Origin of the sequence: Kiritimatiella glycovorans (assembly GCF_001017655.1) — a bacterium.
Taxonomy (GTDB): Bacteria; Verrucomicrobiota; Kiritimatiellia; order Kiritimatiellales; family Kiritimatiellaceae; genus Kiritimatiella; species Kiritimatiella glycovorans.
The window spans coordinates 1395414-1415583 of sequence record NZ_CP010904.1; the positions used below are offsets into that span (position 1 = coordinate 1395414).

Annotated in this window: 18 protein-coding genes; 4 read left to right on the forward strand and 14 right to left on the reverse strand. The window is 63.0% G+C overall.

Annotation, left to right across the window (positions count from 1 at the left end; translation table 11 throughout):
• Nucleotide 1 precedes the first annotated feature (1 nt).
• From L21SP4_RS05870 to lpxK, 7 genes are read right to left on the reverse strand one after another with little or no spacing between them, the layout of a single operon-like run.
• Nucleotides 2–958, reverse strand: coding sequence for a sulfotransferase (locus tag L21SP4_RS05870; protein ID WP_052881779.1), 957 nt, complete (start codon nucleotides 956–958; stop codon nucleotides 2–4).
• Nucleotides 955–1956 (reverse strand): sulfotransferase, encoded by a 1002-nt coding sequence (locus tag L21SP4_RS05875; protein WP_052881780.1) that lies wholly within the window; start codon nucleotides 1954–1956, stop codon nucleotides 955–957. Before L21SP4_RS05875 ends, L21SP4_RS05870 begins: the two co-directional genes overlap by 4 nt.
• A complete protein-coding gene (locus L21SP4_RS05880; protein WP_052881781.1) occupies nucleotides 1953–2912 on the reverse strand; it encodes a sulfotransferase in 960 nt (319 codons plus the stop codon). The genes L21SP4_RS05875 and L21SP4_RS05880 overlap by 4 nt, the downstream gene beginning before the upstream one ends.
• Nucleotides 2909–3874 carry a glycosyltransferase family 9 protein gene (locus L21SP4_RS05885; protein ID WP_144413767.1) on the reverse strand — a complete coding sequence of 322 codons (966 nt, stop codon included), beginning with the start codon at nucleotides 3872–3874 and terminating at the stop codon, nucleotides 2909–2911. Before L21SP4_RS05885 ends, L21SP4_RS05880 begins: the two co-directional genes overlap by 4 nt.
• Nucleotides 3871–4701 carry a sulfotransferase domain-containing protein gene (locus L21SP4_RS05890; RefSeq protein WP_052881783.1) on the reverse strand — a complete coding sequence of 277 codons (831 nt, stop codon included), beginning with the start codon at nucleotides 4699–4701 and terminating at the stop codon, nucleotides 3871–3873. The genes L21SP4_RS05885 and L21SP4_RS05890 overlap by 4 nt, the downstream gene beginning before the upstream one ends.
• Nucleotides 4694–5608 (reverse strand): glycosyltransferase family 9 protein, encoded by a 915-nt coding sequence (locus tag L21SP4_RS05895; RefSeq protein ID WP_052881784.1) that lies wholly within the window; start codon nucleotides 5606–5608, stop codon nucleotides 4694–4696. The genes L21SP4_RS05890 and L21SP4_RS05895 overlap by 8 nt, the downstream gene beginning before the upstream one ends.
• Nucleotides 5601–6758 (reverse strand): tetraacyldisaccharide 4'-kinase, encoded by a 1158-nt coding sequence (lpxK, locus tag L21SP4_RS05900; RefSeq protein WP_052881785.1) that lies wholly within the window; start codon nucleotides 6756–6758, stop codon nucleotides 5601–5603. The genes L21SP4_RS05895 and lpxK overlap by 8 nt, the downstream gene beginning before the upstream one ends.
• A 54-nt stretch (nucleotides 6759–6812) precedes the next feature.
• On the opposite strand from lpxK, the gene trmB reads away from it, so the two are divergent.
• The gene (gene trmB / locus L21SP4_RS05905) at nucleotides 6813–7418 is read left to right on the forward strand and encodes a tRNA (guanosine(46)-N7)-methyltransferase TrmB (RefSeq protein ID WP_082116565.1); all 606 of its coding nucleotides are present in this window, start codon (nucleotides 6813–6815) and stop codon (nucleotides 7416–7418) included.
• A 35-nt stretch (nucleotides 7419–7453) separates the two neighbouring features.
• Here the strand turns inward: trmB and L21SP4_RS13080 are convergent, their stop codons facing one another.
• Entirely contained in the window at nucleotides 7454–7615 is a 162-nt protein-coding gene (locus tag L21SP4_RS13080) for a hypothetical protein (RefSeq protein ID WP_160300703.1), read from the reverse strand.
• A 156-nt stretch (nucleotides 7616–7771) separates the two neighbouring features.
• Between L21SP4_RS13080 and L21SP4_RS05915 the strand changes: the two genes are divergently transcribed.
• Nucleotides 7772–8359, forward strand: a complete 588-nt coding sequence (locus L21SP4_RS05915) for a LemA family protein (protein WP_052881788.1) — start codon at nucleotides 7772–7774, stop codon at nucleotides 8357–8359.
• A 2-nt stretch (nucleotides 8360–8361) separates the two neighbouring features.
• Nucleotides 8362–10311, forward strand: a complete 1950-nt coding sequence (locus tag L21SP4_RS05920) for a M48 family metallopeptidase (protein ID WP_052881789.1) — start codon at nucleotides 8362–8364, stop codon at nucleotides 10309–10311.
• A gap of 345 nt (nucleotides 10312–10656) precedes the next feature.
• On the opposite strand, the gene L21SP4_RS13405 is transcribed toward L21SP4_RS05920, so the two are convergent.
• The 5 genes from L21SP4_RS13405 to L21SP4_RS05945 all read right to left on the reverse strand — a co-directional run bounded on the left by L21SP4_RS13405 (nucleotide 10657) and on the right by L21SP4_RS05945 (nucleotide 16677).
• Nucleotides 10657–10920 (reverse strand): Txe/YoeB family addiction module toxin, encoded by a 264-nt coding sequence (locus L21SP4_RS13405; RefSeq protein ID WP_052881790.1) that lies wholly within the window; start codon nucleotides 10918–10920, stop codon nucleotides 10657–10659.
• On the reverse strand, nucleotides 10917–11159 hold the full coding sequence (locus L21SP4_RS05930; protein WP_052881791.1) for a type II toxin-antitoxin system Phd/YefM family antitoxin: 243 nt from the start codon (nucleotides 11157–11159) through the stop codon (nucleotides 10917–10919). The genes L21SP4_RS13405 and L21SP4_RS05930 overlap by 4 nt, the downstream gene beginning before the upstream one ends.
• Nucleotides 11160–11235: 76 nt before the next feature.
• Nucleotides 11236–12261 carry a uroporphyrinogen decarboxylase family protein gene (locus tag L21SP4_RS05935; protein WP_052881792.1) on the reverse strand — a complete coding sequence of 342 codons (1026 nt, stop codon included), beginning with the start codon at nucleotides 12259–12261 and terminating at the stop codon, nucleotides 11236–11238.
• A gap of 4 nt (nucleotides 12262–12265) precedes the next feature.
• Complete coding sequence (locus tag L21SP4_RS05940) at nucleotides 12266–13879, reverse strand: sodium:solute symporter (protein WP_052881793.1); 1614 nt, start codon at nucleotides 13877–13879, stop codon at nucleotides 12266–12268.
• Nucleotides 13880–13893: 14 nt separating this feature from the next.
• Nucleotides 13894–16677, reverse strand: a complete 2784-nt coding sequence (locus tag L21SP4_RS05945) for a beta-L-arabinofuranosidase domain-containing protein (protein ID WP_160300704.1) — start codon at nucleotides 16675–16677, stop codon at nucleotides 13894–13896.
• Between the two features lie 134 nt (nucleotides 16678–16811).
• Here L21SP4_RS05945 and L21SP4_RS05950 point away from each other — a divergent pair, with 134 nt between their 5' ends.
• Nucleotides 16812–17753, forward strand: coding sequence for a helix-turn-helix transcriptional regulator (locus tag L21SP4_RS05950; RefSeq protein WP_144413768.1), 942 nt, complete (start codon nucleotides 16812–16814; stop codon nucleotides 17751–17753).
• A 6-nt stretch (nucleotides 17754–17759) separates the two neighbouring features.
• Here L21SP4_RS05950 and L21SP4_RS05955 read toward each other — a convergent pair whose 3' ends face one another.
• Nucleotides 17760–20162 carry an NPCBM/NEW2 domain-containing protein gene (locus tag L21SP4_RS05955; RefSeq protein ID WP_160300706.1) on the reverse strand — a complete coding sequence of 801 codons (2403 nt, stop codon included), beginning with the start codon at nucleotides 20160–20162 and terminating at the stop codon, nucleotides 17760–17762.
• Between the last annotated feature and the right edge of the window lie 8 nt (nucleotides 20163–20170).

A 20170-nucleotide genomic window follows, 5' to 3' on the forward strand; every position in this document is an offset into this window, starting at 1 on the left:
TTCAACCCCCGTATCCCAGGGCCGCGAAGTCGATATCCGTCATCTCAGAAAGACGGCGGCTGCATGCCTCCAGCACGGGGCGGAGTTCCTTGCGCGAGGACTCGGGGACCACGACCCGGTCGCGCCGGTTTCCGTACTGCAGCGCGTAGCGCGCACGGTGCACCGTCTTGACCCAGAAGCGCGCCGCTTCATAGCGCGCCTTTTCCGCCAGGGTGGCGCGCGCGCCCGTGGGACGCAGGGTCTGTTTCAGGTGCGCCTTATCGCGCATCACCGCCACCTCCCGGCGGTAGAGCGCGCCCTGATTGCTGGGCGTGTGCGGGGCGCGGACCGTCGCGCCCGGGGCAATCAGTTTTGCCGCCGCCTCGGCGAAACGCTGCGGATCCTCAAGGATCCACTCGAAAGGCACCACCCGCACACGATCCGCGCCGAAGGCCTCGCGGAAACGGGCCACGGTGCCGTCGTATCCCTCCAGTTCCGGGACGAGCAACTCTTCGATCGGCGCGGACGTCTGATGGTGCCTGTAGTGCATGCGGTACTTCGAGATCGCCCAGGCGAGCGGTTCGCGGACGACGATCAGTACTTTGGCTCCCGGCCAGGTGCGCGCGAGATTCTCCACGATGCGCGCATTCCGGGGCTCATACGGAGTGGGATCGAGTCCGTTCAGCTCCGCGGCCCGGAGGAGCAGGTCTTCGATCCCGCGAAACCAGAGCTCCACCCAGTCCTCGCAGGAAACAATATGGCGCCGGCCGGGTTCCGGTCCGGGCACACGGCAGGCCCCGGCGCGTTCGCGAAGCACCTCCGGGTCCATGTCCGCCAGGAAGGGCAGCATTTTCGTTTCGCGCGATTCCGGCGCGAGATTCGACTGATCGCCGAGCTGCGGAAAGATACACTGCTGCAGGTAGGTGCTCGCGCTTTTGGGATAGCCCACATGAAGGATCACTTCTTCGCCGCCGCTCATGGCCTCCTCCCCTCCCGCCGCGGCCCGGTCCGGTAGCCGTACCGCTCCAGATCCAGACCGGTGCGCTCGCAGAGCCTGCGCAGACCGGGGGCGAACGCATCCCGTATCCGCGCCGCGCAGGCCTCATCCACTTCGATATCGAAAGGCTGATCCCCATACCGCAGAAAGTTCTTGAAGCGGACCTGCGTGGAGACCTTCCAGCGGGCGAGACGGTGCCTCAGCCGGGCCCGCAGGCTGCGGCACTTGCACGGCTCCCACTCCGCCTTGACCCTCGCCTTCTCCCGTCCCGTCTCGACGGTTCGCCGCAGCGGCGGGGCGGCATTTAATTTCCTCTGCGGCGCGGCGAGCTCGATGCCGGGGGCGATGAACGAGGTCACCTGATCGACGAAAGCGGAGGCGTCCTCCCGCAGCAGCTCGAACGGGATCACACGAACCTGCGGGGGGCCGAAAAGTTCTCTGTAGCGCTGCTCCATCCCATCGTAATCCTCCAGCGGTTCGCGCGTGAATTCCGCGAAGGTCGAAGAGGTCTGTCCCGCCCGGTAGTGCATCTTGTAGCGCGAAAGGGCCCACTGCACCGGTTCCCGTATCACGATGAGGATCCGGGCGCCGGGGTGTTCCGCTTTAAGGCGCGCCGCGATATCCGCATTGTCCCGCAGACATCGATCCGGATCGACTCCGTGCCGGCGAAGATTGCGGGCGAAATGGTCCTCGAATCCCCGGAACAGGAATTGCACGAAGGCCTCGCACGATATGATGGAGTGCGGTCGATCGCTCCGCACGCAGGTCCGCCGGTTTTCGATGAGGCGGCGATAGCGCTGCGGGTTCATATCGCTCATCAGTAGATAGCATTTTTCATCCCACGGCGCGGCGGACAGGTTCGTAACGTTGCCGAGTTCCGGAAAGATGAGCTGCTGGAGATAGGTACTCGCGCATTTCGGGTACCCGATATGGAGCACCGGAGGATGGGCCTCGGTGATATGGGACGATTCCGTGTTCATACCCCCCTGCCCTCCACGGGATAACCCCAGCGGGCGAGATCGATGCCCGTCTCCTGCTGCAGTCTCGAGCAGGACGCCGCGAGTCCCGGCCGCAGCCGCCGTACCGCTTCCGGCGACACGGCACTGCGGTAAATCTTGTTCCCGTAGCGGAGCCGGAAGAACGGACGGGTGCAGGGAAGCAGTGCGCGAGCCACACGCCGCAGCGGTCTCCCCGAGCCTTGATGTCCGCCGCGGTGCTTGAGACGGTAGCCCGCCCGGCGGTATTCCACTTCCGCGCGGCTCGAGGGGGCGGCATTCATCGGCAGGGAAGGCACCTCCGGCCTCAGGTCCGGGTCCGCGAACGACACCGCTTCGCGCACGAATCCCTCGGGGTCGGCGCGCAGCCTCTCGTAAGGGATCACGCGCACATGCTCGCGCCCGAACCACCCGGCGTAAAGCCGCCACACCTCATCGTATCCTCCGCCCGGTTCATCCAGACAGGAATCCAGCGGCTCGTCGACCAGATCCCGTCGATACCAGTGATCGTAACGCGAAACGGCCCAGTCCAGCGGGTTTCTTATCACGATCAGAATGAAGGCGTCCGGCCACGTGCGTGCCAGGTTGCGGGCGATGACTTCGTTACGGTGATCGTAAGGAGCGGGATCAATGCCCCGGCGCAACGCCACGCGTCCGAAGTTGCGCTCGAACCCGCGGAAGGGAAGTTCGACGTAACTCTCGCAGGACAGGATCCGGAACGGGATCGTGTCGTCCCGCCTGCGCATATGACGCGCCACCATGATCCGGTATGCCTCAGGTGTCATCCCGCGGTGGTACAGCAGCGCCTTGTCTTCATAGGGCGCGTCCGAGAGATCCGCAAAATTGGGGAGCTGGGGAAAGATGAGGCGCTGCAGGTACGTGCTGGCACATTTCGGGTAGCCGATGTGCACCACGGTGCGGGTGGGCTCCTCCTGCTTCATCGGCACCGCACCTCCCGGACGCCGCTGCCATCCGCCAGCTCCATCGTGTTCCGCTCGATCTCGTCCATCCCGGGGCGCCACAGCGGCGCGGCAATATAGCGCACGGGGACCCTGAAGGGGTTCCAGTAGTATTCATACTTGGCGCGGTTAAAGCCCGCGCCGCTCCAGACCACGTGCGGAAGCCTGCAGAGCGCGGCGAGGTGGATCGGACCGGAACTCGGGCCTGCGAGGACACGACTGCTGCGCATGAGATTAAACAGTTGATCGAGCGGGATTCCGCGGTAATCGTCGCATCCTTCGACCGCGAGCGCTGCGGCGGACGTGCCGACGCATGCGACCGTAAGGCCTTTCGAGCGCAAACGGCCTGCAAACCGGGCCCAGCCCTCCGCATCCCAGCCGTTCCGGTCGCCGCTGTGGTTCTTCTTCGTGGAACGCGCGTGGAGAAGCACGTCGAAGGCAAGTCCCGGATCCTGCCGACCGTAGGCCACGAACGTCTGGTCCAGAAAAAGCCGTGAGCTCAAATAGGGCCGGCGCTGATTGTAGCCGATGATTGATTGCCCCGTGATGTGCCTCGTGTATTCGCGGCCGACCGCCACCGCGTCCGCTCCGCTGGACCCGTCTTCACACCGGTACCCCGAGATCCCTTCCCCGCCCGGGCGATACGCCACGAACTCTCCGCAGAAATCACGGTAGAGGGGCTCCATCTCCGGACGAGAAGCCACGATGACCTGATCGTACCTGCGGGCCTCCCGGCGAAGCATCCCCTGCCAGCAGAAGAGTTCCCATCCGAATTCGCCGATCCAGGGGCCCGCCAGCAGGATCTTTTCGCCGTGGACCGTATGGCCTTTCCTGATCTCGAGCCGCGGGCGGCGGCGACGCAGATTCCGCACCCAGCGAAAGGGGCGCCCCGGTGATCCGTGCGATTTCCGGGCCCCGGGGCCGGGTGGTGCGGAGGAACTCATCCCGGCACCTCCATGTGCAATCCGTACCCGGCGTCCCAGTCCAGCAGTTCCCGGCAGACCGCGTTCCACCACTTCCGATCCTGCTCCGTGAACCACTCCATGGGGTCGCGTCGATCATTCCGAATCACCTGTTCCCGGTTGCGCGGTCTGCTTCGCTCCGCCATCTCCGATTTGGTGGAGCGATGCACGGCGGCGCTTACGACCTCTTCGCCGGCCGGAATACCGAAGTATTCGCAGGCGGCCTTCAACGCCGCCTCCGGGTCCCGCTTCATGTTTTCATATTTAAGAGTCATCGTCGTGAAAAACGGATCGCACACGACGCGGCCCCACCCGTTCAGAAACTCGAGCTGACGCCATATATCATTGAAATAGAGCTTGTCGCGCACATCACCGCGCAGGAAGCTGGAAAAATCCACGCCGTAGCGCGCCTTCCATTTTTCGTAGTGCGACACCAGCGCGTGCTGCGGGTCGCGGACCAGGATCAAATATCTCGGAAATTCAAGCCGGTCCCGGACGGGGCGCATAAACATGAGACCGTGCGGCAGCGAATGGGAACTCACGATCCGCGGAAGGCCGGAATACTTGGGGGGCTGTTTCGGGCGCCCGATAAAATCCATATCCTGGATGGTCTCCGGTGCGGGCTTTTCGTAGACCTCGGCCATGCAGAGGCTGAGCATGTAACGGAGCCAGTGCGTGCCCGACTGCTGCATGCTCAGGATGTGACCGTCGAATTTCCGCCGCCGCACCATCGTCGTATTGAACCAGCGATGGTTCAGGCATCGCATCCGGAACGCACGTTTTATGCCGCTGCTGAGGACGTCATTCATAATCGCTGCCGCTTTCGTTCAGATACGGGGCAAGCCGATCGAGCGCCGCCCCGATGTCGATGTTTTCATAATACGGTCCCACTTCTTCCATGCTCCGGACCGGCGGTCTGCCGTCCGCATAATATACACGATCGTAAACGACCGTCGACCAGGGACCGAACGGCGCGCTCCGCACCCAGCTCGTCGCGCCGAAGATGCCGATCGTCGGGGTCTTCATCGCCGCCGCCAGGTGCATCGGCGCGGAGTCGGTCGAGACCACCAGGTACGCCTCCGCAAGCAGCCTTTTCAGCCCCTGCAGATCGAGCGTACCCGCCGTGCAGCTCGCCTCGACCGGAAGCGAGGCCGTAAGACGCTCCGCGTAGTCGGCCTCGTCGGGGCCGCCGCTGACCATAAGCGGCAATCCGTAACGCTCCCGGAGCAGGACCGCGATCTGCGTCCATTTCCGGTCCGGGAGCCGTTTTGAACGCCACCGTGCGCTGGAGCCCGGATGGAGCACGATGTAATCGCGCGGTTTGGACTCGAAAGACTCGTCCAGAGGCCCGAGCAGGCCGGAGGGTTCCAGAATGCGGCGGAAATTATCGCAGGCGGGAACGCCACGGGGCATGCCCCGGTTGCTGTACACCGTCTTCGCTCCGCACAGCGCGGCTATCAGCTTCGACCGATCGTTGTTCTGGAGGTCGAGCATAACCTCGAACCGGGCACGCCGCAATTGCATGACCAGGCCGGCGACCGACCGCAACCGTTTATCCGGGAGTACGATCGACGCCGGAAATTCATCGCGCAGGAGTTCGCGTCCGGCCGGCGACGTGACCATTGCGGGTCGCACCTTCAGCGCGCGCAGAAAAGGAAGCGCGGCGGCGATATCGCCCAGCGCACTGAACCGCATCGCCGCCGCGCGTTCACTCAAAACAGATCCTCCTGATCCAGTCGCGAAACGCATCGTCGCCGCTCAGCATCTCGATCTCGACGCGCAGAAACAGGATCGGGACGTCGCGCCGCTCGAGAAACGGCATCCGTACCGCATCCTTCTCCGTGGTCAGGATCGCCTCGGCCCCGGCGGCGATACTGCGGTTGACGAATTCGATGACCTCCTGCTGCGAGTAGCGGTGGTGGTCGGCGCGACGTCCGGTATGGACGAGCTCCGCCCCGAGCCGGCTCAGTTCCGACTCGAAACTCTCGGGTACGGCAATCGCGGACAGGGCCGCGACCCGGCGGCCCCGCAGCCACTCCAGCCCGTAGCGCTCCTGCCGGAAGACGTCCTGCACGTACTTGGAGCGGTGACAGCACTCGGAGATTTCGGCGTGCGGGTTGAGTTCCCGCAGCTTCCGCCGGAGTTCGGGCGCGCCGCCGGGACCGCACTTGGTGATGAAGATGAAACCCGCCCGCTTGATGTTCCGCATCGGCTCGCGCAGCAGGCCGCGGGGCAGCATGCGCTCGTACCCGAACGGCTGCCGGGCGTCCACCAGCACGATGTCCAGCCGATGCCGCAGCGAGAGATACTGAAAGCCGTCGTCGAGAATCAGGGTGTCGCAGCCCTGCCTGCGGATCGCATACTTTCCGGACTTCACGCGGTCCTTGTCGACCAGCACGGTGACCTCCGGCAGATTCGAGGCGAGCATGTACGGCTCGTCGCCGCTCATCGCCGAATCGAGCAGGAGACGCCGCCCGTCGGACACCACACGGGGCGGCGAGCCCTCGCGGAGGTTGAGCTTCTGCGCCAGGCGGTCGTGGACGGGCGGTTTGACGCTGCGGTAGCCGCGGCTGAGGATGGCCACCCTGCGCCCCGCCTGCTCCAGGGCGCGGGCGAATACCTCCACCACCGGCGTCTTTCCGGTGCCGCCGACGGTCATGTTGCCGATGCTGATCACCTGGCATCCGAGATCGTTCGGGCGGATGAGTCCGGCGCGGTACAGCGCGAGACGCAGCTGGACCGCGCCGCCGTAGAGCCAGGACAGCGCGCGCAGCGCACCCCTCCCCGCCGCGGCGCGGCGTCCGGTGATCCGCCCCTCGATCAGGCCGAGTACGTATTCTTCCAGTTTTTCCTGCCAGCGCTGCATTAAAATCTACCCGCCCGAAAACGATCTTGCCTGGAACCGTTGCTCCCGATAAGCATGCCGGTCGTGTGCGACCCGTCTACATCTTTGCGCATCCATCCCGGGAACTGGCTCGGACCGCTGGAGCTGGATCGGCACTTTGCCAATCCCGGCCGCCCGCTCGACCTCGACCTCGGCTGCGGTAAGGGCCGGTTTCTCGTCGCCCGCGCCGCCGCACACCCGGAAACCCGCTTTCTCGGCCTCGACCGCATGCTCGAACGCATCCGCAAGGTCGACCGGAAGCTCGTGCGCCGCCAACTCCACAACGTCCGGCTGCTTCGGGTCGAAGGGTACTACGCCGTCACCTACCTGCTGCCCGCGGCGTCCGTACGCACCTGCTTCTGCCTCTTCCCCGATCCCTGGCCGAAAAAAAGACACCATCATCACCGACTGTTCAGCCCCCCGTTCGTCGACGCCCTCCACCGCACCCTCCAGCCCGGCGGCGTGCTGCACCTCGCCACGGATCACCAGCCCTACTTCGAAGAGATCTATGCCCTTCTCTCCTCGGATCCGCGTTTCGCGCCGGAGCCGGTTTTCATTCCGCGGCCCGCGGAGCGCACCGACTTCGAACTGCTCTACCTCGGCCGCAAGCCGATCGGACGCTGCTCCTTCCGTAAACGCTGACCCGCCCGGCTGCACCCTCCTATCCTTTGCGCTGCCTAAAACATCTTCAGCAGCTCGGCAGCCGTTTCGCGCACAAAAGCGTCCACCCTCTCGAACCCGAACGCCGACAGGGATATCAGATAGGCCGCTTCGGCGATCAGAACCAGTAGAACCAGCGCCCATACGAAGCGCGAAAACATGCTGCTGCGGATCTTCATCGGAGCGACCTTACCGCAAAACATGAGTGCGGGCCAAAGTGTTCACGGGGAAAATATCCGTTTTGATTCGATCCCCGCGCTTGAACAGGGTATGAATCCCCATGAAGGGGCTTCAGTACACTTCCGGAACGCAACCGCAAGGAAAGGGATACGAACATGATACCGACTCTGATCGTCCTCGCCGTGATCATCCTGCTGGCGATCTTCGCCGCCGGCATCTACAACAAACTCGTCCAGCTGCGCAACAGGTTCAGGAACGCCTTCGCGCAGATAGACGTACAGCTCAAGCGCCGCTACGACCTGATCCCGAACCTGGTGGAAACGGCGAAGGGGTACATGGAGCACGAACGTGAAACGCTGGAGGCGGTCACGCAGGCGCGCAACCAGGCCGCGGCCGCCAACCAGCAGGCGGCGGCCCATCCCGGCGATCCGAACGCCATGCAGAACCTGACGGGCGCCGAAAACACCCTCGGCGGCGCGCTCGGGCGTCTGCTGATGACGGTGGAGAGCTATCCCGACCTCAAGGCCAACCAGAACATGTCGCAGCTGATGGAAGAGCTGACGACGACGGAAAACAAGGTGGCCTTTGCGCGCCAGGCGTACAACGACGCCGTGATGACCTACAACACCGCACGCGAGACCTTTCCCAACGTACTGGTTTCCGGCCCGCTCGGATTCGGCAAGGCGGAACTCTTCGAGATCGAGAACGAGCAGGAGCGCGAGGCGCCTGAAGTCAAGTTCTGACGATGGACTTCTTTCAGTTCCAGGAGGATGCGCGTCGCCGAAGCGGGCTGCTGGTAGGCTGCTACCTGGCGGCGATGGCGCTGATCATCACCGCCGTTTACGCGGCGTTCACGCTGGTCCTGTATTTCGCGCTCAGCGGCGAACAGGATCACGCGAGCACGGTGCGCTGGACCTGGTGGAATCCTGAACTCTTCCTCGGGGTCACGGGGATTACCCTGCTGATCGTGCTGGCCGGCACGGCGTATAAGATCGTCCAGCTCTCGCGCGGCGGCGCAGCCGTGGCGACGATGCTCGGAGGACGCGAGGTGCGCCCGGACACGAACGACCCGAACGAACGCAAACTGCGCCATGTCGTCGAGGAAATGGCGATCGCTTCCGGCACCCCCGTTCCGGAGATCTATGTGCTCGACCAGGAGCCGGGCATCAACGCCTTCGCGGCCGGATTCAAGACGGGCGACGCCGTGGTGGCGGTGACGAGAGGCGCCATCACGCATCTCGACCGCGGCGAACTGCAGGGCGTGATCGGCCACGAGTTCAGTCATATCCTGAACGGCGACATGCGGCTGAACCTGCGCCTGACCGGGGTGCTCCACGGCATCCTGGTGATCGGTCTCATCGGCGTCTTCATCCTGCGCTCGCTGGTCTTCGCCCGGGGGCGATCGCGAAAAGACGCGCGCGTGATCATGGCCGCGGCGGTGGCGGGGGCCACGCTGGCGGCGATCGGATTTATCGGCGTGTTCTTCGGGCGCATCATCAAAAGCGCCATCTCCAGACAGCGAGAGCATCTCGCCGATTCCTCGGCGATCCAGTTCACGCGCAATCCCGACGGACTGGCCGGCGCACTCAAAAAGATCGGCGGGGCCTCGTACGGCTCCCGGGTCGACCACGCACATGCGGAGGAGGCGAGTCACTTCTTTTTCGCCAACGGTCTCTCCTCCCGGATGGCGGGGCTGCTCTCGACCCACCCTCCCCTGGCGGAGCGCATCAGGAAAATCGATCCCTCGTTCGACGGCGTCTTCCCGGAAGTACAGGTTGAATCGGCCCCGTCCTACGTGGAGGGGGTGTCCGGCCTGGCCGGCGAAATCGCGCAGGAAAAGCAGCGCGCGAAGCTGGCGGTCGCCCCGGCGGCGATGGTCTACGGCGTCGGCACGCCCCGGCCGGAACACGTGGAGTATGCCCGCGAGCTGATCGCCTCGCTGCCCGAGTCGCTGTCCGCGGCGGCCCGCGAACCGTTCGGCGCCCGCGCGGTGCTGTACGCCCTTCTGCTCAACGACGAATCCGGCGCCCGGGACAAGCAGATGGACCGCCTGGCCCGGCACGCCGATCCCGCCGTTTTCGAGGAGACGCGCCGTCTCGCCGACGCGGCGGCGAGCCTCGAAGCCGAACATCGTCTGCCGCTGGCGGACCTCGCCATCGCCTCCCTGAAAGAACTGTCCCCGGCGCAGTTCCGCGACTTCCGGGATAACATCCGGCATCTCATCCACGCCGACGAGGCGGTCGATCTGTTTGAATACACGCTTTCGCGCATGATCCTGCGCCACCTCAAGCCGAAGTTCGAAAAGGTCGAAAAACGGACGGTCAAGTGGCACGGAATCCGGCCGCTGCTCCCGGATATCGCCGCCCTGCTCTCCTGCCTCGCCTGCTGGGGGGCCGACTCCCGGGAAGACGCGGAGGCGGCCTTTGAAACCGCGGCGGGGCAGTTGAAAGAAGACGGGCTGGACATGGCCGCCCCCGATCAATGCGGCCTGGACCCGCTCGACCGCGCCCTCGACCGGCTGCGCCTCGCCGCGCCCCCAATCAAGAAACGCGTACTCGCCGCCTGTATCGCCTGTGTCGCCGCCGACGGCACCGTGACGCACGAAGAGGCGGAACTGCTGCGCGCGGTCGCCGACTCGCTCGAATGTCCCGTTCCGCCGCTGCTTCCGGGAGAATCGCTGAACGGGGCGGGCTGATCCGCATCATACAGTCCCCCTCCCCGCGGATGGCCGATGAGCGTGTGGCCGACTCCCGACTTCCTGAGTTCCACATGGGGACCCCCGGGGGAATATCGTACGCGTACTCAGCGAAGCGGTACTCGTACGCGTACTCGGCCCCTGCCTTTTCTACTCCTGAGAGGGAACATTATCGGAGCAAGGCCCGCCATCCACTAAACATCCTGTAGATCCACTTTTTCCCGCCGGGACCCCCTGATTCAAAACTCACTTCAATGTTCACCGGAGGGTTCGATCGCGTTTTCGGGCCATGCAGAACTCAGGAAACGGGGTCCGCCCGGATTCAAAACCGTTTTATCCCAAGCCTTACTCGTAGTGGGTCCACATCCGGATGACCTTGACCGTGTTGATATCACTTAGAACTTGATACACGAGACGATGCTGAATGTTAATGCGTCGCGAGCACGCGCCAGCGAAGTCGCCAACGAGTCTCTCGAATGGTGGAGGAGACTGAAATGGGTCTTCCTCCAAGATCTCGAGAAGTTGCTTTGCTTTATCTTTCAATCCGGAGGATGCAAGCTTGCGAGCATCCTTTTTGGCTTGCCTGGTGTAAATGAGTTTCCAGCTCACCAGTCGAGGTCCTCTTCACACTGCTCAACAGACGTCTTCATGCCATCCACTATAGAATCTCTCATTCCCGGGATGGAATCCAGGTGAAGCGTCTCCTGTATGGCTCGCCAATCATCTTCGGCAACGAGGACTGCAGAATGCCGCTTGCCTGCGATCTGGATCGGATCGTGGGACTGCGAAACGTCATCAAGTAGCGTGTAAAGTTGCTTTCTGGCTTCTGTTGCGGTCAGCGTAGTCATCTGTCCCCTCCTTTTGATCACAACGTACGACATAGCGTACGCTTTATCAACTCTACATTTTCAGATCTGCAGGATTTCAGGTCTCATCGACGACCTCCCGGAACGCGCGCATATTCTCTTCCGGCGTATCGGCGGGGAGCGCACAACCGCTGTTGAGCACAAAGCGCGGCGTGTCTGAGAACAGATCCATGAGCCTGCGCGCCTCGCAGCGGACGCGCTCCGGAGTTCCGCGTGCCAGTACACCGCTGGGATCTACGTTGCCCCAGAAAGCCACCGACGTGCCGCTCAAAGTGTCGTGGATACGCTGCACGTCCGTCTGGTAGTCCAGTTCGACGGCATCGATCGGTCGCCCCGCGAACTGGTCGAGAATCGCTCCCGTATCCCCGCAGATATGCAGCAGGTACGGCATCCCCTGCTCGTGAGCGTGTTCGGCGGCGAGGTCCTCGTAAGGGCGTGCGAATTCCCCGTACATTTCCGGGGAAATCATGGCCGGGCCGGCGGGACTGTCGCCGCTCGAAACCATGTGCGCGCCGGCCCCGGCCATCAAATCGATGAATCGGCAGGTGGCGCGGGTACAGATTTCCAGCAGTCGATGCACCGCCTCGTGGTTCTCCTCATCGACCAGATCCATCATCCACGCCTGCGGCGAACGCAGCATGCTGGCGGCCGAGAACGGGGCCTGGTCGATGTTGCCGCGCAGATACTTCTCATCGCCGAAGTGTTCCTTGAGCCGCCGCATCGTCTCGAGCCACACTTGGAGGTGTTCGTTTTCGCCGATCCGCTCCGGCTCAAGGCGCTCAAGATCATCAAGCGTCCGCAGCAGTCCGTGTTCGCATCGCGCCGGCTCGTGTTCGGGGAAATCGATCGGTACGCCCAGGGCTCCTGCCGTCGTGGCGGTGTCGATGTCCATCAGCACGCCGTCGAGATCGTATTTCTCCGTAATGCGAATAAAGGCGTCGGCGGCCTTGCGCGGGTCCGTACCAAACTCGCGCATGGTGTATCCGGCTTCGCGCGCGGCCGCCATGAAATTGTGCAGAAAGACCGGCACCCGGTCCGTGGGTTCGCCGCGCTGAGCGGCACGAACACGTTCATACCCGTTCACAGGATCACCCCACTCCCCACGATGAAAACACCACCCAGATCGCGAGCACCGTCACCAGCAGAAGCACGCTGGCCGCGATTACCAGCGGACTCGCCTTTTCCCTGACCTCGCCCTCGACGCCCGTCGCCAGCGTAAGCCCCCGCAACCGTTCGCGATCCGGGGCCGGGGTGAGGAGACTCACCAGCACCAGGACGACCGAACAGAAGGCGAACAGCACGCCCGCGAAATGCAGAAAGTTCATCTCTACCAGCGAGCGCAGCGGGCCCGGGCCGAGCGCACCTGCGTTCAGTTCGAGCACGAGCCGAGCCGTTCCCAGGACAAAGCCGGTCAGCAGCGCCGCCAGGGCGCCGCGGCCGTTCACGCGCGGCGAGAAGAGTCCAACCAGAAACACCGCGGTAATCGGGGGGGATATATAGGCCTGAACACTCTGAAGGTATTTGTAGAGTTCGCCTGAGACGAGCTTCATCAACGGGATCCAGGCGAGGCCGCAGAGGATCAGAAAACCGGTCGCTACCCGCCCCACCCGGACCAGGCTTCGTTCCGTGGCATCCGGCTTGAGCTTCTTGTAGATATCGAAGGTGATCAGGGTCGAGCAGGAATTAAAGACGGAGGCGAGCGAGCTGGTCAGTGCTGCCAGAAGTCCGGCCACCACGAGCCCCCGGAATCCCACCGGGAGGAGCGCCGCCACCATCGTCGGCAGTGCGGCATCGGCATCCTCCAGTTCCAGCATGCCTTTCTGCGCCAAGGCATGGGCGATGATACCCGGGATGACGAACAGGAAGAGGGGGAGTATTTTCAGAAATCCCCCGAATACGGTGCCGCCGCGCGCGTGATGAAAGTTTCGCGCGGAGAGGACGCGCTGCACGATAAACTGGTCGGTGCACCAGTACCACACGCCGAGAATCGGCACGCCGATCACGAGACCGGTCCAGGGAAAATCTGGATTGGTCCACATATTAAAGAAGGATCGTCCCGCCGTGGCGTGGACCTCACTCCATCCGCCGGCCTTATCGAGACCGAACAGGGTGACCGTCAGCGATCCGGCGATAATCACAAAGATCTGGATGAAGTCGGTATAGAGGACCGCACGCAACCCGCCCAGCAGGGTGTAGATCCCCGTGATCGCCACCACGGCCACCGCTCCGGCCCAGAAATTGATCCCCATGATCGCTTCGAAGACGATCCCGCCGGCCGCGATGGTAACGGAGATCTTGGTCAGGACATAGGCGATGATCGAAATGATCGAAAGGTACCACCGGGATCCGGCCGAGTAGCGGCGCTCAAGGAACTCGGGCATCGTGAACACCCCGTTGCGGAGATAGAACGGCACGAAGAGCCAGCCGAGCAGCAGTAGAATCAGTGAAGCGGCGATCTCGAACTGCCCCACCGCGACCCCCGAGGCCGCCCCGGTCCCGGCGAGCCCGACGAGATGTTCCGATCCGATATTCGCCGCGAAGAGCGAAGCCCCGATGACCCACCATCCCGCATCGCGTCCGGAGAGAAAAAACGAGGCCGAATCCATCGCCTGTTTCCGCCGCGCCCGCATACTGATCCACGTCGCGAATCCCAGGATGAACGCAAAGTATCCGGTCACCAGAACCCAGTCGATCCAGTGCATGAAACCACTTCCTTCTATTGCTCGTTAAGCTGTCCCACCGGCAGGGTCGTCCGGCGCAAGACTGTACTCCCCATCGGAACGAGCGTCACCTCATCGTGTACATGGCCGAACCCGACCAGCAGTTTCCCGCGCAAGCGAACCGGAACGGATGTCCAGGGATCGTTCAGATCCGCCGCCTCGTCTCTCTCCACCTCGAACCCGAACGCCGGGCCCAGATTGCGATCAAAACAATATCCGTTCCATCGGTGGTGGAAATACGCCGGTTCAAAGTGATAATCGTGCAGCCCGCTCTCGCCCCACGTTTTAACCGGGATCGCCTTTTCCGGGATCTTAAAGGCGTAGACGAGTGCGCCATGTGCGAGGGCCGTAAGACCGTCGACGCTCTCCACCGCCCGGATCGGCATCTCGAATTTCAGGGCAACTTCATCTCCGGGCATCCATTTCCGGTGAAGCCGGTAATAGCCATCGATCAGTTCCACCTCGGCGTCCGTATCGAAACGGATCTCCGGACACCATCCGGGTTTTCTTAACCACAGGTCGAAGGAGTGCGGCCGTTCCGGCGTCACGCGAATCAGCGCACGATTCGTGAAGGGGTAGCCGGTCTCCTCTTCGATCTCGACGTGCACTCCGTCGATCTCGGTCGCCAGACGGCTTGGGCCATAGGCCACGGCGGCCACCCCCGGTTTGTTTTCCGTCGCCATCCACATGTGCTGCACGTAGTAGGGTGCGATGCGAAACAGCATCAGCGTGCAGCACGGCGGGAAGTGACTCGGCGAATACTTGTATTTGTCGTGGGTGTGGTGCGGCACGGTATTGATCGAGAGGCGGTTATCCGGGGTCAGATAACTGTGCGCCGTGCCGTCGGGCAGGCGGGCACCATGGGCGGCATTGAAAAACGCCGTCTCGGCGCGGTCGGCGTATGCCGGATCACCGGTCTTTTCGGCTGCGTAGAGCAGAGAAATCATAAGCTCGGTCGTGGTGCAGAACTCATACGCGAAGTCGGATCGCGCGTGGCGCCCGCCGATATCCTCATCGCCGCAGAGGCTGCCGCTGACCGAGCCATGGCGCTCCAGTTTGCGCAACGCGGCGTCGAAGGCGTCGCGGTAGACGGGATCGCCGGTCCAGTACCACGCCCAGAGAGGGAAACGGAGATGCTCGGCGGTATGCACGCCGTGTCCCTGAAAGTCGAGATCCTCGTCGAGCAGATGATGGACCTGCATATCGGTCCCGACCAACTGGGCGTTCGTCAGCGTATTGTAATCGTCGTAATAGAAGTGGCCGTAGTTGCGGTACACCTCCTCGCCCGTCGCCTTCCAGAGCAGCTCCATGATTTCGCCGTAGAGCAGGCCGTGAGTAATCCCGGCGCGCCGTCCGTATTTCGGTATGGGCGAATAATAGCGATGTTCCGGCGTGTAGGAGCGCATGGTGAGATTCGCCTCGCGCTCCACGGCACCGAGTACGTCCTCACGCCCGGTGGCCTGTGCGTAGGCGATCAGGCCCATGTTCATCCAGGCCTTGGTCGGCATTTCGCCGGAAAGGGCTCGCGCATACCTGCGACCCGGCGGATAGATGCCGAGATATCCGTCCTCGTCCTGCGTCTCAAGGATGTGTTCGACCCACCGGTCGGCCTTGGCCCGCGCCGCCGTGTTATCGGAGAGATAAGCCATGCGGACCCGTGCATCGGTCCAGTATCCCTCGTGCGCGCCGTCCCAGTAGACCCCGTAGTGGCCCTGCTTTTCCGGGTTATCCCCGCGCGTGCCGAAAGCGTCGTTCTGTACCGTCCAGCTCAATTGATCAAACCAGGCGAACGCCCCCTGCTCCACATCGCGATTGATCTGGGCTCTCAGCCAGCCGGAGGGCTGTACAGCGCCGAAGGGCAGCGCCCGAAAACGGGGCTCGGGCGGCGGGGTTTGTGGCGCGTAGGCCTCGTAGACCTGGAGATCGAACTCCGCGGGCGCGGACGACTTCGCCGAAGCTGTCGCGCGAAACGTGGCTTCCTCATCCTGAGGCTCACCCTCCATCAGGTTGAACTGATCACGCACGCCGTTGGACCAGCGCACTTCGTCTATCGCACCATTGAACGCACCGATGTTGGCAAAGCCGCCGATGCCGATCTGACCCCGCCCGTCTGCATGGAGTCCCCGAATGCGCGGCGCGCGCACGGGGGAGCCGAGCGGCGAACCGGCGCGGGAGGGGATGTAGTCACGGCGCCGGGCGGGATCGGCGAAGAAGCGCACCTCGCCCTCGTGGTACGTCACGGCCAGGTGGACCCATCCCTGCCCGGCCAGGTCCAGGTGCGGCGAACGCACCACGTGGTATACCCCTTCAGGCTCTTTCATGAACCCCAGTTGAAGCTCGCCCTCCCGGCCGTTGTAGATGAACTGTACCAGCGAGTCCCGGATCTCGTTCGGGCCGCCACCGTCGTCGATCCGCACCAGGCCCTGCAATCCCGGTCTCGGCCGATCAAGCCGTACCCAGGCTTCGATCGTGAACGAGGTGGTATCGAATTCTTTGAGATTCGCCGTTTCGCCGCCGCGCTCAATCCTGCGGTCTCCTCCCGTGATGAGTGCGGAACCCAGGCCCGGAGGTCCTTCGGTCAAAATATCTCCGCCTTCGGGTATCAGAAGGTGGTTGGCCGCCGGGGAGCTATCCTGCAGTTCGCGACCCTCTACGGCATCGAAGTGGTACAGCGCCGCGGTCCTCTCATCCATCGCGTACGGAGTCACCGCCGCTCGCAAGGGGGTAATCATGGGCAGCAGCGAAAGCATGATTACCACAGGAACATATAATTGGCTCATGTGCTCTCTCCTCATAAAAATCCGAAAGATGTTTGAGCCTAGTCCGTATTAATCACGCTGACGTTCAACCGGGGCTCCAGACTATATCATACATTTTATTGAGTCGCGCCCACGCTGCCGGGTATGGTTGCACGGTGAAATCCCGCGATCCCCACACCCGGATGATGCGTGAGGCGGAAGGCCGGCTGCCCTATGTGGAACAGCCTTCCTGTTCCGGCTGGCGTCAGACTTATGCCGGAGACGACACGCAGTGTCCGTTCATCCCCCATCTGGGGCGGGTTCGTTACGGCGTCGCGCTGACCGAATTGCCGCATCATATTCATAAAGACTGTTTCGAACTCGCGGGCATTATTTCGGGCCACCTGCACTGGGAACTCGGCGGACGGGAATATGTGCTGCACCCCGGCGACTGTTTTCTCACCCTGCCCGGCGAAGTGCACGGAGGGTGCCGATCGGTCATGGAGCCGGGGGAACTCTTTTTTGTTCAGATCGACGCGATTCGAGCGGGGCGCGACGAGGAGATGCGCAAGCTGCTCGACCGGCTCTTTGAATTCGAGGCGCGTAAGTTTCCGGGATGCACTCAAATCGTGGCCTTACTCGAACGGATGATGCATGTCTGCGAACATCCTAAATGGCATGCCCGTCTGTTGCAGCGCAGCCGCCTCACGCTATTGCTTGCCGAAACGATCGAATGCGCCGGTCGTTCCGATGACCGGCCCGCCCTGACACCACCGGTACACCGGGCGCTCCGTTACCTCGACGAGCACCTCTGCGAAGGGGTCGTCGTGGCGGATCTCCGTCATGCCTCGCGATTGAGCCGGAGCGAGTTCTTCCGCCGATTCAAGCTCGAGACGGGCGAGCGGCCTCATGAGATGCTTCTGCGCCGAAAACTCGAGCTGGCGTGTGACCACTTGACGGGGACGGCGTGGCGAATCACCGATATCGCGCATGAGCTCGGGTTCTCCAGCAGCCAGTACTTCGCCACGGTCTTCAAAAAGTATACCGGCACGACGCCAAGGCGCTATCGGGCCGAGCTGAAGGGCCACAAAGGGGCACAGGGGGGAGGCAGTGGATGAGAATCCTCATTCGCGCAACAACGCGGCCCCGGCCCAATTGGCAAAATCGAACCGGATATCCCCCAGTGCATCGACCTCGAGCGTGAGCGTCTTCGCGTCTTCGAGGGGGACATCGACGGAGATCGGTTCGGTGCCGGGCGTTACCGGGCCGGAGTCGTAGACGGTCGCTTCGTCCCGCTTCACGGAAAAACGAACCTTCGCCGGCTTATCGCGCATTTCATCGTCTATGCCTACGGTCGCCGCGAAACGCGCATAGCCCGCGAGTTCATCTTCGAGCTGAAATACGATTCGGCTGGGCGCATGGGTTCCAATCCCGTGTTCGTATCCTACCCCGCCCATACGCAGTGGACGCCCCCCGATATTCCGCCCGTCACGCATATCGGCGATCGAGCGCTTCGGCCAGCCCTGCGTGGCCCCGGTCGCCTGTGACGCGCTGAGATAACGACGCCCGTCTTCGCCGATCCAATTCACGTCCGCTTCATCAGGATTTGTGAACGGCTTCGGCTCCGGGGGCAGAGTCGACTCCCATCGATCGAGATCGACGTCACGGTACAACTCGTCCTCTGTCGCGGCGGACGGATCACTCAGCGGGAAATAGGTCTCCTCTCCTCCCTCTTCCGGGAAGTCATTAAAGACGACCTCGACCTCCTGACCGTCGGGCATCGTCCCGCGAACCCGCACCGCCTGTCCTCCCCGTTCGGCCGTCAGGCCGGTCGGTTCCATGGCCCGCATCGAGGAAGGATCCATGGTGATGGAAGAGAGCGCCACGCCCTCCAGGCCGGGGTTGTGTTCACGCGACACGCAGAACACCTGCGGCCCCCGCATGAGCGCCGCGCGTCCGTCGTAGTGAAGTTTCCCGCTCACCCAGCGCCATGTCATCGGCAGGGAGAGAAGAACCGTATCGCCCTTCTTCCATCGACGCGTAATCGCGACCCTGCCCTGCTCCACCCGGGACTCCATCCTTCGACCGTTCACCGTCAATTCGTGACGGTCCGCCCATTGCGGGATGCGCAGACGAAGCGTGAACGTCTTCGGACGAAGAGGCGCTACCGTCAAGGCAACCGTTCCCTTCCGCGGATATGGGGTCTCCTGTTTCACGACGACGGGAAGTCCTCCGAGCTCGGCCTTCAATTCCGAAGGCATATAGAGGTTTACTGCGATGGCATCTTCCCCGGTGAAGTAGACCTGTTCCGGCAGCCGCGCCCAGAAGCGCCGGGTATTGCCTTCGCAACAGTGAGCGCCCTTGCGGTAGTTGCGCGCGCCGCTGAGCGGGGTGAAATAACGCGTACGACCATCGGTGGGATCGCTGTTTTGCGCGCCATACATGTGATTGAAAATCATTCGCTCCATCAGATCGCCATACCTCAGATCGCCCCGCAGTTCGATCAAACGCTGCAGCCACCAGATCTGATGGATCACCGCACATGCCTCGCCCACTGCTCCCCGGCCGTCCTGATCTTCGACCCAGCCCTCGGAGCGCCCGGTGGCGCCGGTGATAAACATCCCGGGTGCCTTGCGATGGACCATTTTCGCGAGCAGGTAATCGCTCATGAATTCGAGACCGGGATCGGGCTCTATCGCGTTCAGGGCGAGTTGATCTATACAGCGTGCAAAGAGGCGGTAGGTGTGGATCTTGCTCTCGAATCTGGCCGAAGCGTCGTCGCTGGAAGGCGCGCGCATGGGATAGATTCGCTGCCGCCAGTCGCGGATGGATTCCATGGCGATGAAGCGACCGTCGAACGGAGTATCGGCGAAGAACTCGAGATACTTTTCCCGGCCCGTGGTCCGGTACAGCTCGCGCGAAGCATCGGTGATCCCGATCGGCGAACAACGGCCCGGCCGGGTCGGCGCGCGATCCCATGAACCCATCACGAGATCGACAAACTTCTGCGCGGACTCGAGCGACGGCCCGGCGTCGAAACGGCGGAAGTGCTCGATCATCGCGAGGTCGATATAGGCCCCGTCGTGAAGGGTCCATCCATAAAAAAGCGGGGGGTGCTCCCCGTGCGGATAGATGCCGATATACCCGTCCGGATCCTGCGAATCAATCAGCTGCCGGATATAGCCCGCCGTACGGGCTGCCGGACCGGGGTCCGCGTCGGAGGCCTCATACAGTACCCCCGCTTCGAGGGTCTTTCCAACCGCCGTATAGCCGCACAACAGGTTCTCCCTCACCCATTCCGCAGATCGACGGTCAAGATAGGGGCCCAAAAGATCGCGCTCGAAATCCAGGAACCCTTCGAAATGGCGCAACCGCCCCGTCTGATAACGCCAGAGATACTTCTTCTGAATCTGTCGGCGACGCGACGGCTCGCCCGCCAGTTCCACCCGGGTCACGTCGACGTGTTCCAGCGCGAGCGCGGTTGCCGCACAGCCTGCCATCACCATGCCCATACACAGCCGCTTCATGATCATGC

Coding starts and splice junctions, on each gene's coding strand:
- L21SP4_RS05870 (WP_052881779.1), bottom strand. CDS start 958: ATGAGCGGCGGCGAAGAAGTGATCCTTCATGTGGGCTATCCCAAAAGC.
- L21SP4_RS05875 (WP_052881780.1), bottom strand. CDS start 1,956: ATGAACACGGAATCGTCCCATATCACCGAGGCCCATCCTCCGGTGCTC.
- L21SP4_RS05880 (WP_052881781.1), bottom strand. CDS start 2,912: ATGAAGCAGGAGGAGCCCACCCGCACCGTGGTGCACATCGGCTACCCG.
- L21SP4_RS05885 (WP_144413767.1), bottom strand. CDS start 3,874: ATGAGTTCCTCCGCACCACCCGGCCCCGGGGCCCGGAAATCGCACGGA.
- L21SP4_RS05890 (WP_052881783.1), bottom strand. CDS start 4,701: ATGAATGACGTCCTCAGCAGCGGCATAAAACGTGCGTTCCGGATGCGA.
- lpxK (WP_052881785.1), bottom strand. CDS start 6,758: ATGCAGCGCTGGCAGGAAAAACTGGAAGAATACGTACTCGGCCTGATC.
- trmB (WP_082116565.1), top strand. CDS start 6,813: ATGCCGGTCGTGTGCGACCCGTCTACATCTTTGCGCATCCATCCCGGG.
- L21SP4_RS13080 (WP_160300703.1), bottom strand. CDS start 7,615: ATGAAGATCCGCAGCAGCATGTTTTCGCGCTTCGTATGGGCGCTGGTT.
- L21SP4_RS05915 (WP_052881788.1), top strand. CDS start 7,772: ATGATACCGACTCTGATCGTCCTCGCCGTGATCATCCTGCTGGCGATC.
- L21SP4_RS05920 (WP_052881789.1), top strand. CDS start 8,362: ATGGACTTCTTTCAGTTCCAGGAGGATGCGCGTCGCCGAAGCGGGCTG.
- L21SP4_RS05930 (WP_052881791.1), bottom strand. CDS start 11,159: ATGACTACGCTGACCGCAACAGAAGCCAGAAAGCAACTTTACACGCTA.
- L21SP4_RS05940 (WP_052881793.1), bottom strand. CDS start 13,879: ATGCACTGGATCGACTGGGTTCTGGTGACCGGATACTTTGCGTTCATC.
- L21SP4_RS05945 (WP_160300704.1), bottom strand. CDS start 16,677: ATGAGCCAATTATATGTTCCTGTGGTAATCATGCTTTCGCTGCTGCCC.
- L21SP4_RS05955 (WP_160300706.1), bottom strand. CDS start 20,162: ATGAAGCGGCTGTGTATGGGCATGGTGATGGCAGGCTGTGCGGCAACC.